Annotated in this window: 14 protein-coding genes; 10 read left to right on the top strand and 4 right to left on the bottom strand. The window is 35.5% G+C overall.

Features of this window, described 5'->3' with window-relative positions:
• Positions 1-77: 77 nt before the first annotated feature.
• Positions 78-242, bottom strand: a complete 165-nt coding sequence (locus ACT9TX_RS04255) for a hypothetical protein (RefSeq protein ID WP_481336971.1) — start codon at positions 240-242, stop codon at positions 78-80.
• Positions 243-693: 451 nt separating this feature from the next.
• Between ACT9TX_RS04255 and ACT9TX_RS04250 the strand changes: the two genes are divergently transcribed.
• Positions 694-1086, top strand: a complete 393-nt coding sequence (locus ACT9TX_RS04250; protein WP_481336970.1) for a DUF1801 domain-containing protein — start codon at positions 694-696, stop codon at positions 1084-1086.
• Positions 1087-1092: 6 nt separating this feature from the next.
• Here ACT9TX_RS04250 and ACT9TX_RS04245 read toward each other — a convergent pair whose 3' ends face one another.
• On the bottom strand, positions 1093-1710 hold the full coding sequence (locus ACT9TX_RS04245) for an RNA polymerase sigma factor (RefSeq protein ID WP_481336969.1): 618 nt from the start codon (positions 1708-1710) through the stop codon (positions 1093-1095).
• Positions 1711-1921: 211 nt separating this feature from the next.
• Here ACT9TX_RS04245 and ACT9TX_RS04240 point away from each other — a divergent pair, with 211 nt between their 5' ends.
• The 5 genes from ACT9TX_RS04240 to ACT9TX_RS04220 all read left to right on the top strand — a co-directional run bounded on the left by ACT9TX_RS04240 (position 1922) and on the right by ACT9TX_RS04220 (position 9171).
• Entirely contained in the window at positions 1922-2668 is a 747-nt protein-coding gene (locus ACT9TX_RS04240) for a response regulator transcription factor (RefSeq protein WP_481336968.1), read from the top strand.
• 245 nt (positions 2669-2913) lie between these two features.
• Positions 2914-4680 carry a DUF4331 domain-containing protein gene (locus tag ACT9TX_RS04235; protein ID WP_481336967.1) on the top strand — a complete coding sequence of 589 codons (1767 nt, stop codon included), beginning with the start codon at positions 2914-2916 and terminating at the stop codon, positions 4678-4680.
• 20 nt (positions 4681-4700) lie between these two features.
• The gene (locus tag ACT9TX_RS04230; RefSeq protein WP_481336966.1) at positions 4701-6968 is read left to right on the top strand and encodes a T9SS type A sorting domain-containing protein; all 2268 of its coding nucleotides are present in this window, start codon (positions 4701-4703) and stop codon (positions 6966-6968) included.
• Between the two features lie 147 nt (positions 6969-7115).
• Positions 7116-8462, top strand: a complete 1347-nt coding sequence (locus ACT9TX_RS04225; RefSeq protein ID WP_481336965.1) for a tetratricopeptide repeat protein — start codon at positions 7116-7118, stop codon at positions 8460-8462.
• A 13-nt stretch (positions 8463-8475) separates the two neighbouring features.
• A complete protein-coding gene (locus tag ACT9TX_RS04220) occupies positions 8476-9171 on the top strand; it encodes a HupE/UreJ family protein (RefSeq protein ID WP_481336964.1) in 696 nt (231 codons plus the stop codon).
• A 53-nt stretch (positions 9172-9224) separates the two neighbouring features.
• Here ACT9TX_RS04220 and ACT9TX_RS04215 read toward each other — a convergent pair whose 3' ends face one another.
• Together ACT9TX_RS04215 and ACT9TX_RS04210 are read right to left on the bottom strand one after the other, a co-directional pair.
• Positions 9225-9644 (bottom strand): aspartyl protease family protein, encoded by a 420-nt coding sequence (locus tag ACT9TX_RS04215; protein WP_481336963.1) that lies wholly within the window; start codon positions 9642-9644, stop codon positions 9225-9227.
• Positions 9645-9698: 54 nt separating this feature from the next.
• Positions 9699-10439, bottom strand: a complete 741-nt coding sequence (locus tag ACT9TX_RS04210; protein WP_481336962.1) for a DUF6261 family protein — start codon at positions 10437-10439, stop codon at positions 9699-9701.
• A 440-nt stretch (positions 10440-10879) separates the two neighbouring features.
• Between ACT9TX_RS04210 and ACT9TX_RS04205 the strand changes: the two genes are divergently transcribed.
• The 4 genes from ACT9TX_RS04205 (at position 10880) to ACT9TX_RS04190 (ending at position 14955) form a co-directional block, all read left to right on the top strand.
• Positions 10880-11722: a hypothetical protein gene (locus ACT9TX_RS04205; protein ID WP_481336961.1), complete on the top strand. Its 843-nt coding sequence runs from the start codon at positions 10880-10882 to the stop codon at positions 11720-11722.
• A gap of 33 nt (positions 11723-11755) precedes the next feature.
• Positions 11756-12112 carry a hypothetical protein gene (locus ACT9TX_RS04200; RefSeq protein WP_481336960.1) on the top strand — a complete coding sequence of 119 codons (357 nt, stop codon included), beginning with the start codon at positions 11756-11758 and terminating at the stop codon, positions 12110-12112.
• A 133-nt stretch (positions 12113-12245) separates the two neighbouring features.
• On the top strand, positions 12246-12608 hold the full coding sequence (locus ACT9TX_RS04195; protein WP_481336959.1) for a hypothetical protein: 363 nt from the start codon (positions 12246-12248) through the stop codon (positions 12606-12608).
• A 115-nt stretch (positions 12609-12723) separates the two neighbouring features.
• The gene (locus tag ACT9TX_RS04190; protein ID WP_481336958.1) at positions 12724-14955 is read left to right on the top strand and encodes a TonB-dependent receptor; all 2232 of its coding nucleotides are present in this window, start codon (positions 12724-12726) and stop codon (positions 14953-14955) included.
• Positions 14956-14981: the final 26 nt, after the last annotated feature.

Genomic DNA, 14981 nt, shown 5'->3' with positions numbered 1-14981 from the left:
ATGTATATTTTTTACAATAAAATGCCCAGTTAATTTAATTAACTGGGCATTTTATATTACCCACCTGTCTCATGATTTTAATTTTCTAAATCATTATAATCAGGTGCATCTTTATCAACTTGAGATGTGCTTTTTTTCATTTGTCGGTCTATCCTTAATGCGTGGTTTCTATTACTTACCATTACAAATAAAATTAAACCAAGCGATAACGCCAATACGGTATACAATAATAATAAGTTCATAATTTCTGTTTTTTGCTTTGTTAATAATTGGTTTTAAATCTTTATAGAAGCCTGGTGTAAAGATTCTATTGCTTCTACAAAAATTTATAACCATTTTGCCTACTTAACCTCAATACAAGTTTTAAGCCAACTTGCGGTTGTAAGTAGCATCTATTAACGAATTGACGGCACGAATGCTGGTAAAAGCACTAATAAAGCCGTTATAAATAGCAATTTTTAAGATAATACACAATTACGTGTTAAAATGAATTGTATACAGTGTGACTAAGTATTAAACAGGTGAATAATGCAAGGCTCTGATAATATTGAAGCCACTGCAACAAAACCTTTACAAAATGAACAAACAGGTGTAAAAGCAAACACCATAGTTGTTAATGATTTGCCATAGGTGATTAAAAAGAAGTGAAATAATTATCTTCGATACATATTTAACACCATAAACATTACTGTAATGGCTGAACTAAAAACTCAAAAAACAGAATTAAGCGTTGAGGCATTTATTAATACAGTTGCTGATGAACAAAAACGTAAAGACGCTTTTACCATTCTTGAATTAATGGAAAAAGCCACTAAGGTCAAGCCTAAAATGTGGGGGTCAGCCATTATTGGTTTTGGCGATAAACGATTAGTTTATGATAGTGGCCGTGAATTAGATTGGTTTATTATGGGTTTCTCGCCACGCAAGCAAAACTTTGCATTGTACATTAGCGGTGCTGTTACAGATGAGCAAGCATTGTTGAAAAAACTTGGTAAATATAAAACTGGCAAAGGCTGCTTGTACATTAATAAGATTGATGAAATTGATATTGCCGTTTTAAAAGAAATCATCCAAAAAGGATTATAAAAACTGTTATTGGCAAGCATCCTTTAAAATACTAATTCCTTTTCTTGCCAAGGTTTTAACAGTACCAATAGGTAATTTTAAAAGTTCAGCAGTTTGTTGATACGTATAACCATAAAAAAAAATCATATCAATGATGGTAGCATATTTAGCATCAATTTTTGAAGCTTTATTTCTAATATCTTTATTCTCTACAATTACTGCATTTGAAAAACTAATGCTTATATAATCCAAATCAAGCGAATATATATCGTTATTCACATTTGATAAGTGTTGACGATTTGTGGAAGAACGTAGATAATCAATTGCTGTATTTCTAGTAATTTTTAGCATCCAAGTAAACAGGGCTCCTTTTGTAGCATCAAACAAGTGTATACTTTTCCATATTTTTAAGAATACATCTTGAAGAAGATCCTCAGCAACATCATTGCGACCAACAAGTTTAAGGAGAATACTATAAAAAGCGCCACTATAGTTATCATAAAGCATATTGAATCCTTGCTCATTTCTTGCTTTTATCAATTCTACAAGCGATATGGTGTTTAATATTATTTCGTTAGAATTTTTACTTCTGGGTAATGCCCCTAAAGTTGATTGCTTCCAAGAATACTTTTTGGCTACTATCATAATACAAAAATTAACGCGATAGAGATGATATATTTGAGGCACGAAAGTATAGGTAGCAATGTTTGCAAAAAATAGTGAAAACCGCTATTTTTTCGCATATAAGAGCAAGAAATAGGTGAAGCAAATTAAGTAATTACAACTTTTATGTATGCAAAATGACAATTTAAAGAAGATGCAGAATGCAGATATTTTGTATCATAAAATTGTATCAATGTCTTCTTCATTTTTTAAAGACAATGATATTGGCAACATAGAACGTTTTAGAGAAGAAGCTAACCTGTTGCTTAACAGTGTAAGAGGTACAGATGCTGTAATAGCAATATTTGATCATCTTAACTATGCACCGATACTAGAAGTTGGCGAAAAAGATTTTTGGGGTAACCTGCCAGAAGTACCAAAAGAACAGCGAATGGCTCAAATTATGAGCCTTCTTGAAATAGATTATTTATCATTTTTTACAGATTCGGTAAAATGGTTTACAGAAATATTAGAAAAAATACCTTTTGAACAAAGTGAAAATATTCAAATATTTCATTGTGGCATTAGATATAAACTACTTAATAATAAACCAATTTGCCTTTTTTCTAAAGGCCTACCTATTCATTACGATGAAAATAAAAAATTCAGCTACACATTTAATTATGTACAAAACATTAATCATTTACTTAAAAAAGATTACAGGTATTATTGGATAAGAATTACTCACGGAAGCAATAGCGAATATATCCATACGTTTCATTCACAGGACAAATTATACTCTACTAAAGACCTTTTATCGATAAGAGAAAAAGAAATTTTAAAATTAGTAGCAGATGATTATGACACTAAAGAAATAGCTGCCCGTCTTTTTATAAGTACCGCCACCGTAGGCAACCACCGTGGCAATATGATTGAAAAATTAGGTGCAAGAGATACCACTGCTTTGGTTCAATTAGCTAAAATGGCAAACATGATTTAGTCATTTTAAAGTACATACTTCTATAAACAACACTTTCATAAAAATATATAGAGTATATAGTATTCATTCAACTTCCACTACTCTATGTGAACTAAAAGCGTATCCGCTTATTTTCAATACTTCTGCTAAATTCTTGCAATATTTTAAAAAGTTAAATCTTTTTATCGCCAAGCGTCGTACATATCTGTACCATCTTTATTCCTACTGTCTGTTAGCATTTATCTTAACATTTAATGCATTAATTTATGAAAAGAATTTTTCACACCTTTCAATGGAAGCATCTAGCCATGATTCCATTAGCCATGTTGCTCAACTTTACAGCAAAAGCTTCATCGCACAGAGAAGCACCATTGATTGCCAATGATCCATTGGCCGACAACACCGATGTGTATGCGTTTAGAAGCCCAGATGATTCATCTACGGTTACGCTAATTGCCAATTACATCCCTTTTCAGTTACCAGAAGGCGGGCCTAACTATTACAGTTTTAGCCCTAATGTGCGCTACGAAATTCACATTAAAAACAAAACTACCACCACAGGTGATGACATTACTTACCGTTTTACATTTACACAAGTAAACCAAGATGGTACAACATTCTTCAACATTCGCTTAGGCCAGCAAAACCTTAAAACCACTTACAAACTAGAAAAAAGTACTGATGGTGGCAGTACATTCATAACAATTATAAATAGTGGTGTTGTACCACCTGCTAACATTGGCCCACGTTCTATAGAAAATGCAACGGTTGGTTTAGGTAGCAATTACAATACCTTAATGACCAATGCAATTACTACTGCTATTACGGGTGAAAAGGTATTTGCTGGCCCTGCTGACGATCCGTTTTTTGTTGATTTAGCAGGCGCATTTGATGTAGGCAATTTTAGACCTGAAGGCAATACTACCAATGCTACTAAAGATGGTTTAGCTCGTTTTAACGTACACAGTATTGCTATTAAAGTGCCTATCAGTTCTTTACAAAAAGATGGCAAAACCACTGCACAAGCTACCAGCATTTTAGATGGTGATTTTGTAATTGGTGTATGGGCAAGCGCAAGCCGCCAACAAATAAAAACATTAGCTAGCGATGGTAGTGGCAATGCAACTTTTTCAGGTAATTGGGTACAAGTATCTCGTTTAGGTATGCCTTTAACCAACGAAGCCATTGTTCCAGTAGGCCAAAAAGATAAATGGAATACTGTAAAAACCAATAGTTCTGGTGAAGGTAGCTTTATTCCTTACTTCAAAAATCCAGAGTTAGCATTATACATGGATGATTCTCAATTTGGTGGTGCTGTGCCTTCTATGAATGCATTACGTATTCAACAAAAATCATTGGGTTCATTCGATTTTAGAAATGGTAAGCCAGGTCTATATGGCTTAAAAGGCAATCCAGCATTAGATGGTACAGCATTAAGCGAAGCAAATTTTGGTAGCGTTTTATTACCTGATAATTCTAGTCCTCGTGCAGTAGACTTATTGCCAATTTTTTATACAGGTGTACCAAACTTAAAACCTTACCAGTTAGCAACAGGTAAACCAGCAGGCAGCCCATTATCGGCAGGTAAACCATTTATCAATAACTTTTTACCAACTTTTGGTGATATGCTACGCTTAAATATGGCTGTACCTGTAACACCAAGAAATAGTGCTGATTTTAGCTCTCTTGGTTTAGTTCAAGCAGCAGTATTGGGTTTAACAGATGCGCGTTATACAGCAAGTGGCACAACATTGCAGTTTATCCCTAACATGGATGGTTTTCCTAATGGTAGACGCCTAGAAGATGATGTTACTACGATTGAATTACAAGCAGTATCTGGTGTAGTATTAGCAGCTATAGGTTTGTGGTACGATGATTATACAGTAGGTCAAAGCCCAGTAACACCAAGATTGGTAAATGTACTAAGCTTTAGTGCAGGCCCTACTAAAAACGATACCACGTTTAAATCATCTTTCCCTTATGTGCAAACACCATGGAGAGGCTACGATTACACTTCTAAACCAAGGTTCTAACCCATTTTAAATTAAATTTTATGAACAGAATTATAAAACTATTCACGGCCACACTGGTTTGTGTTACACTTAGTCAAAGTGTAGTAAAAGCCTCTTCTCACAGAGAAGCGCCATTGATTGCCAACGATCCATTGGCAGATAATACCGATTTATATGCTTTTAGAAGTCCATCAGACTCTAGTAAGATTGTGTTGATTGCAAATTATATTCCTTTCGAGCATCCTGCTGGCGGACCAAACTGGTACACATTTGGCGAGAATATTCGCTACGAAATTCACATTAAAAACCAAACTGCAACTACCGGTGACGATATTACCTATCGCTTCACATTTACACAAGTAAACCAAGATCCTACTACGTTTTTCAACATACGTTTAGGGCAACAAAATGTAAAAACTACTTACACTTTAGAGCGTAGCATTAACAACAGTGGTGTATTTACAACTATTGTAAGTAATGGTATTGTACCGCCGCCAAATATTGGCCCACGTTCTATTGAAAATGGCACAGTAGGTTTAGGTGCAAGTAGCTACGATGCATTAATGACAGCTGCAATTGCAACTGCTACCACTGGCGAAAAAGTATTTGCTGGCCCTGTTGATGATCCATTTTTTGTAGACCTTGGTGGTGCATTTGATGTAGGCGGCTTTAGAGCCACAGGTAAAGATGGTTTGGCTAAATTCAACTGCCACTCATTAGTAATTGAAGTGCCTATTTCTACTTTACAAAAAAATGGCAAAACCACCGCACAAGCAACATCAATACTTGACCCTGAATTTGTAATTGGTGTGTATGCAAGTGCAAGTCGCCCAGCTATTACAACTTTCGATTCTACAGGAGGCAAGCCAGTTGCTTCTGGTAATTGGATTCAAGTATCTCGTTTAGGTATGCCTTTAACTAATGAAGTGGTGATTCCTATTGGTCAAAAAGACAAATGGAATGCTACGTCACCAAGTAACGATTTGCAATTTGCATCTTACTTTAAAAATCCTGAGTTAGCATTATATATGGATGATTCTCAGTTTGGTGGTGCAGTACCAGGTTTAGCACCTTTACGTATCCAAAGCAAATCTTTAAATACCTATGATTTTAGAAATGGTAAAAAAGGTTTGTATGGCTTAAAAGGTAATCCAGCATTAGATGGCACAGCATTAAGCGAAGCAAATTTTGGTAGCATTTTATTACCAGATAGTACTAGCCCTCGTGCTGTAGATATTTTACCTGCTTTTTACACAGGTGTCCCAAATTTAAGACCTTATCAGTTAGCAACAGGCAAGCCAGCCGGTAGCCCACTATCAGCAGGTAAACCATTTATCAATAACTTTTTACCTACCCTTAGCGACATGTTGCGCCTAAATATGGCCGTACCAGTAACGCCAAGAAACAGTGCTGACTTTAGCTCTTTAGGTATTGTAAAAGCAGCCGTATTAGGTTTAACAGACCCTCGCTTTACAGCTAGCGGTACAGCATTACAATTTATACCAAACATGGATGGTTTTCCTAATGGTAGACGTTTAGAAGATGATGTAACCACTATTGAATTACAAGCTGTTGGTGGTGTAGTATTAGCAGCTATTGGTTTGTGGTACGATGATTATAATACCAATGGCAACAATGCTGTATCAAATCAATTAGTGAATGTTATTAGCTATAACGCTGGCATAACTGCAAATGATACCACTTTTAAAGCTAGCTTTCCTTATGTGCAAGCACCTTGGCGTGGCTTTACAGGTGCTAACTATGTAGGCCCAGTAAACACACCTTTACCAGTAAATTTTGTTGACTTTACTGCAAATGTATCTGGCGATAATGTATTGCTAGATTGGCAAGTAACCAATGAAGTAAACAATAACCATTACGATGTAGAACAAAGCACTGGTGGTACTTTTACAAAAGTAGGTACAGTAAATGCAACCCTTGGTAGCGGTATTAAAAACTACGGTTTTACCCATACCACACCTGCTAAAAATGCTACCAATTACTACCGTATTAAGCAAGTAGATAATGATGGTAAATTTAGCTACTCACCTATCCGCTCTGTAAGATTTGATAGCAAAACAGTGTTATCTATTTCACCAAATCCTGCGAGCAGCTTTATTAATGTGAGCAGCACACAAAGCAATATTAATGTTGCAATATTTGATGGTAATGGCAAAAAAGTAGCTAATAAACTATTAACATCTGGTAATGCTCGTTTCGATATATCTAGCTTATCAAGCGGTACATACATAGTAATTGCAGAAAGTAATGGTGTAACTGTAGCTTCTAAAAAAATAGTGAAACAATAATTATCCCGTTAATTATCCAATTCTTATTTAACCCAGCCGATTGGCTGGGTTATTTTTTTGTGCAGTTATTTCTTTGCCAATCCAAACCACTCTTTACAATCAGCCGTATGTATTAGAAACCTATACATCATCTGAAATTAATACAACATGAAAAAGAAAAACATTTACCTATTAAGCATTGCCTTATTTTTAATAGCCACTACCGCCATTGTAGTTAATTACAATAAAAAACAAAAAGAAAAAGACGGTTACGTTTACGAATTATTAGACCGTAAAGGACCAGCAGCTCAAAGCAAAGAATGGCTAGATGTAAAAAAACGTGCAACAGATCTTATTGCCGCATTAGCGCTAAATCCAAACGATACTAAATCATCTTTAAAATTAGCATCACTATACATTCAAGAGGCAAGAGAAACTGGCAACTATGTGTATTACGATATGGCTGCAATGCACCAACTAAAAACTGTATTAAAAGCTGAACCAGACAACTTTAATGCATTGGTATTTAAAGCCCTAATTGAAATGAGTCAACACCATTTTGCTGATGGCCTAGCAACAGCAGCAAAAGCTAGAGCTATCAATCCTTACAACGGCTACATCTATGGTTTATTAGTTGATGGTAATGTAGAAATGGGTAGATACGATAGCGCTGTTGTATATGCAGATAAAATGGTATCAGTTCGTCCTGACTTAACGTCTTACTCAAGAGTATCTTACTTAAGAGAAATTTATGGTGATTATGCTGGCGCAATTAAAGCCATGAAAATGGCGGTAGAAACTGGCGGTGCTGGTGACGAACATACAGAATGGACCCGTGTGCAACTTGGTAGCTTGTACGAGAAAGTTGGTGACTATAAAAAAGCCGATACATTATATCAATACTCTTTGGCATTAAGACCAGGCTATTCTTACGCTATTGCTGGCTTAGGCAGAGTGGCTTTGGCGAATAAAGATTATAAGAAAGCTATTGGTTATTTTGAGCAAGCAGATTCATTAATTAATGATAATGCTATGAAAGAAGAACTGGTAGATATCTATCAAATTTCTGGTGATTCTAAAAAAGCTGAGGCTACTGCGAATGCTGTAATAACTGATTTAAGTAAAGATGCAAAAGCCGCCAATGATGATGAAAATATTGGCCATTATGCCGATAAAGAATTGGCTTACGCGTACCTAAAAATTAAAAACGTTGACAAAGCTTTAGAACATGCATTATTAGAGTACAATCGCAGACCAGATAATATTGATGTAAACGAAGCTGTTGCTTGGGTGTACTACAATAAAGGTGAGTTTGCCAAAGCATTACCTTATATAAAAGTGGCGTTAAAAACCAATTCTAAAAACCCAACATTGCTAAGCAGAGCAGGTTTAATTTTTTATAAAGCAGGCGATAAAACAATGGCAAAAACCTTGTTGCAAGAAGCTACTAACAGCAATGCGTATATTGCACAAAGCTTACGTACCGAAAGTATAGAAGCTTTTAAAACTTTATAATCATTCTGCTTGTATGACATCAAATTATTTGTTGCCTTCGCTAAAATATCATAAGCAAAAGCTGATTGGGCTTTCTGTTTTGCTGTTACTAATTGCCAATAATAGTTATGGCCACACCATTAACTATTCGCTAGAAAAAGCACCTACAGAGCATGTTGTTTTATTTTACCTAAAGCTTGGTTTTAGCCACATTATTCCACAAGGTTTAGATCATATTTTGTTTGTAATAGGCCTTTGTTTATTGAGCAATAAAGTAAAAGTAATCTTGTGGCAAGCTACAGCATTTACAGTAGCACATTCTATTACTTTGGCATTAAGCATGAAGAGCATTATTGTAGCACCAAGTGCAGTGGTTGAGCCTATTATTGCCTTATCCATTCTGTTTGTAGCCATAGAAAATATGCTGCTAACAGAACTAAAACCATGGCGCATTTTACTGGTGTTTTTGTTTGGGTTAATACATGGGCTAGGCTTTGCAAGTTCACTCAACGAAATAGGGCTGCCACGCAATCAATTTGCACTCTCTATCCTATCGTTTAATGTAGGTGTTGAGCTGGGGCAAATCAGTATTATACTTGCTGTGTTTGCCTTACTGGTAATCCCTTTTGGCAAGAAGCCATACTATAAAAAACGCATTGTTTACCCCCTATCAATTGCTATTGCTGCAATGGCTTTGTATTGGACCATTGAGCGAGTGTTTTTTGCATAAAAAAGCTGTGAACAAAACCAATGTTCGCAGCTTTTATACCTAGCCTTTAACTATTATTTCATTTTCATTTGGGCAAAATAAGGATGCTCTGGATTAACAATTAATTCTTGTCTTAGTGGATGAATCAATATATCCATGTCTTCCATAGGTATCGCACCAAGTAAAGGTTCGTTGTCACCAGGTAACACCATTGCTCTACAAGTTGATTGCCTATTTTTAAATCTTACTTCTATTGGCCCTACTACATCGTACTCTTCAATAGTACCATTTGCCATTTGTGCTTTACGCTTTTCTATTACGGGCAATTGCAATTGCTCTTGTATGTTTTCGTTAATGGCCAACATGTATGCACCAGAATCTGCTAGCATACTTACCGTCATTTGTTTCACTTCCTCCTCACCTATTATATGGCGCTTGGCAAGTATTAAGTCTTCGCCATTAATTAATGTTATATCTGCATATACTAAGCCCATAATTACTTATTTTATTGTTCAAATTTACAGATAAAAGTCCACCACCTATTATTACTACGCTGGCGGATTATCATTTGGCGTTGTATTACCGCCACCTGATCTACGCCTTTTTGCAGTTGCAACATACTGGTCTTTCAAACTATTTATTTTACTAATCAAACTATCATATGCTGCCGAAGGTGTTGTTAGCGCATAAAATTCAATATGCTTTTTCAATACATCAAATTTTGCTTCTACTACTTTACGTAGTTCCAATATATCACCCTCTGGTATTTCGGCATATTCTGTATTACGCACTAAATAAGTATCGTTAAAGTCTACGTTAGTTTCTTTTAAAACAGTGCCCCAACTGGTTAAATTAAGTAATGCCAACGCAGCTTTTACCTTATCATCCGTTTCAAAATCTACTGCTAGTTTATCTAATGTGGTAGTTTGGGTTACCAAATTTTGCCGCACTATATTACTACCATATTTATCAATACACAATTCTATGGTTGTAGCGGCTTTTACTATATTACTATCATAATGGTAAGTATAGCCATCTACTACTTTTCTAATGCCTGTAAAATGTCTATCTCGCAGCACATCCAAGTTAGTAATGGTAGTTGTTTCGCCACTTTTTTGTGGTCTTACATATAAAGTATTTACAGCTTCAACTGCGGTTTTTACATCTACTAGCGGCGCATCAATTTTAAGGGTACTTGGGTCGCTATCGTTGCATACTTTTTCAATATTGGTAAATAAGCCAATAAATTCACCATTAATAAAAATGCTGTACGGAATGTCTTGTATCATATACTATTAGTTTAAGGTTTAAAAGTAATGATTTATCTATTTCCTCATTAAAATTGCATATTATTTTTTTTATTTTTTTGGCTACCGCCAAATGGCATCTGCAAAACCTGCCGCAAAGTTTGTTGATGCTTAAAAGCCGTAAAAAAACTTCCGCAAAGTTTGCGGAAGCAAAATGATGCGTAAAAAACGTTCAGCAAAGTTTGCTGACGCTAAAAAGCTGTAAAAAAACTTCCGCAAAGTTTGCGGATGCAAAATGACACGTCAAAAACGTTCAGCAAAGTTTGCTGACGCTAAAAAGCCGTAAAAAACCTTCCGCAAAGTTTGCGGAAGCAAAATGATGGATAAAAAGATTATTTAGTAGTGTATTATATTGAGAGTTTCGGCTATTTTTGAGTTGGCGTTCATTACCAATAATATTTTAAATTCAATTAAATTCCATCATGAATATATTCTTGAGTTGGTCTGGAGAAAAAAGTAAGAAGGTTGCTAATTTATTTAAGGATTGGTTACCACAAGTTATTCAAGCAGTTAAACCATGGGTATCTACACAAGATATAGAATCAGGAAAAGGTTGGCATAGCCAAATTCAAGGTTCATTAAACAGTACTTCATTTGGAATATTCTGCCTGACAATGGAAAATAAGAATACGCCTTGGATTCTCTATGAAGCTGGTGCGATTTCGAAAGGTGACCCCAAGAATAATGTTTGTACTTTTTTAGTTGATTTAAGAACTACCGATTTAATAAACAATCCTCTATCTAGCTTTAATCATACATTCAATCAAAAGGATAGCATTTTCAAATTAATAAAAGAAATTAATAATCAACTTTTAGAATTAAAATTGGATGATGTCGTTTTAAAAAAAGCTTTTGAAAAAAATTATCCAGATTTTGATGGCGAAATGCAAAAAATTTCGACCGATAGTTCGACTACAAAACCCACATTAACACTTCAAGAGCAAACCATTAATGAAATTCTAACTACTGTACGGAAAGTTCATTACGAAATAATTGATACCAAAGCAAATGTGAAATCTATTAAAGGGGCATACCCCAGAACTGCGTATTCAAATATTTTGCAATCATTCTATGGCAATTATCTATTAAATACGTCTAACGCTTCCCAATTTCAAAGAAAAGTTGATTCTTTCACAAATGATTTCGTTGAAAAAAATGGACGTTTTCCAAGTAATGAAGAGATAGAGAAGTCCTTTAAAGAGGAAGAAGATGACAATAACAATGAAGATAGTAATGCAGATATTTCGCCGTTGTTGGCTTCCTAGCCAACAACATATAACATGTAAACTCTTTCTAGCATGAAAATCTCTACATTCTCTGAAATGATTCAAGAATATGCACTAAGACCAATTGATAGTGATGATTTGCAAGAAAGAGATAAACTATTAAGTACCCATAAGTACACAATCATTTTTGAGGCTGAATTCTTAGAGTTCCACAATCTCGAAAAATGGATAAAAGAGAACATAACTAAAGAGCCACTAAATATTTTGTTTTACGGTAAGCTAGATTATGACTATGGTTTCTTTGAATTATTTATAGACAATAAAAGCCATTTTGAAAAAATAGAAACAATCGTTCCTACTTTATATACTACTTTTCCAAATGGGGAAACTTTAAAAACAAACGGCTCGAACAATTTTATACATCTCTAGAAATTATTTTCGCTGGCATTGGTGTTGCCTCACTAACTGCAAACACCAATCAATTGTTTGTAAAAGTCACATCAAAAGACAAAGAAGAGATACCAACAATCCAACCACCACATTTTCCCGTACTTTTAAACCGATGAAACAAGTATTATCATATTTGGTGTTGCTAGCTTATAGCACCGTTATGTTAATGCCTGTGTTACCCTATGTTTCTGATACTGTGGCGCACACATTTTGGTTGTACGAGCATATTTCTACCGTACACTACGAGCATGGTAAATACCACACCCATTACGAGGCGCAAGCCATAGCCAAGAAAACCAATACAGATGCTACTACTACCAATGGTAAGTACAATACCAATGCAGATGACCATGTAGCGATTAATGCAACCTATTGTTTTAAGCAGCCCATTATTACTACCCAACATTTGGGGGCTTATACAGCACGTAACTACCACACTCATTTACAAGGCGATTATCCACCGCCAAAGGCTTAGTATGTTCTAGTTTTTTATTAATCCTATTTATTAAACAAGTAAATGTCTACCAATGCTGTGCCATTAAGTGGCTAGCCATTTCTATGCATTTGCTTTCGCAAAACTATTTGCATACATGAAACATACATTAACCACGCTGTTAATGGTGTGCCTGCTTATTACTACCAAAGCGCAAACCTTTTTTAAAGGCAAAGTGCTAGATGCTGTGAGTAGACAACCATTAGAAGCAGCCATTATTACCATTAGCCAAAACACTAGCACACTTACCGATAGAAATGGCTTTTTTACTTTTGCAAGCAATACCAATCAGCCATCTATTACAGTATCGTTTATTGGCTATCAGTCAGTAACCATGCTGCTTAGCAATAGCAGCAACACTATTATTGCTTTACAACCAACTACTGCACAATTACAAGACGTGGTAGTATTGCAAAAGGGTACGCAAACAAAATTTACCAGCCTTGCCAAAATAGACCTTGACCTTAAGCCCGTACGCAACACACAAGAGTTAATGCGCCTAGTACCAGGCTTATTTGTGGCGCAACATGCAGGTGGTGGTAAAGCAGAGCAGATTTTTTTGCGTGGCTTTGACTGCGACCATGGTACAGATATACAAGTAAGTGTAGATGGTATGCCTGTAAATATGGTATCTCATGCGCATGGTCAGGGCTATGCAGATGCACATTTTATTATTCCTGAAACCATTAACAATATTGACTTTGGTACAGGCCCTTACTATACACAGCATGGCAATTTAAACACGGCTGGTTATGTAAGCTTTTCTACTTACAACAACATAGCCAAAAGCATGGTGCAAGTAGAAGCAGGTAGGTTTAATACAGCTAGGTTAGTAACCATGATAGACTTGCTAAAACGCAATAAGGACAAGCAAAGTGCTTACTTAGCAGCAGAAGCCAACTATACTGATGGACCTACCATTAACAAGCAACACTTTAACCGCTTTAATATTTTTGGTAAATACAACGTAGCTCTAATTAACAATACGCAACTTACGGCTTCGCTATCTGCTTTTTCTAGTAAATGGGATGCTTCTGGCCAAATACCAGAACGTGCAATAGACAATGGTAGCATTGATAGATTTGGCTCGATAGACCCAAGCGAGGGCGGCAATACAGAGCGATATAATGCCAATGTATTGCTATCAAAAAGATTTAACAATGGGTTGATTTGGGATAATCAGGCGTATTATAGTCGCTATATTTTTAGCCTATTTTCAAACTTTACATTTTACCTAAATGACCCCATAAATGGTGATGAAATACATCAGAAAGAAGCACGTAATATTTTTGGTTACACCTCTACTTTGCATGGTAAAAATACTTTTGGCAAAGTAGCTATTGCATCAACTTATGGTGTAGGCATTAGGCATGATGTGACAACTAATTCTGAATTAGCCAATGTAGTAAAAAGAGCATTTTTAAGCGATGTTAAGAAGGGCGATATTAAAGAAGCTAATGCATTTGCTTTTGCAGACAAGCAAGTTGCTTTTGGCAAATGGTCTGTAAACGTTGGTGCTAGGCTAGATTATTTCCATTTTAATTATTTAGATAAATTATCAGCTACACAATTACCATCGCAGGGCAAAGCCATCATAAGCCCTAAGTTGAATATTCAATATACATTTAGTAACAAAATACAAGCTTATATTAAGTCTGGCAAAGGTTTTCACTCAAATGATACAAGAGTGGTGGTTGCAAATAATGGCTTAGAAACCTTGCCAGCAGCTTACGGCAGCGATATTGGCGTGATACTAAAACCTACCAACAATTTATTAATTAATGTAGCTGCATGGTATTTATACTTAAATCAAGAGTTTGTGTACGTAGGCGATGCAGGCGTGGTAGAACCTAGTGGCAAAACAAGAAGAGAAGGTATAGATGTGATTGCCCGTTACCAGTTTAACACGCATTTGTTTGCCAATGTAAACCTCAACTTTACCAAACCAAGAGCCATCGGTGCAAATAAGGGTGAAGATTATATTCCTTTAGCCCCAACTGCAACTAGCACAGGCGGTATATTTTACAAAAACAAAGAAGGCTTTAATGGTAGCCTCACTTATAGATACATTAAAAATAGACCAGCTAATGAAGACAATAGCATTATAGCAAAAGGTTATTTTTTGGTTGATGGCGCTATTAACTATACCAAACCTAAATATGAAATTGGCTTGGCTTTAGAAAACATTGGTAATATTAAATGGAAAGAAGCACAATTTGCAACCGAATCAAGATTGCAAAATGAGCCTTTGGGTAGTTCGGTAACTGAGTTACATTTTACACCCGGCACACCATTTTTTATACGAGCTAAATTGGCGGTGCTCTTTTAAAATATAGACTTGGAAAGTTTTTAACT

Source organism: Parasediminibacterium sp. HNIBRBA5674, assembly GCF_056745525.1.
This window is presented reverse-complemented; position numbering and strand designations above follow the sequence as displayed.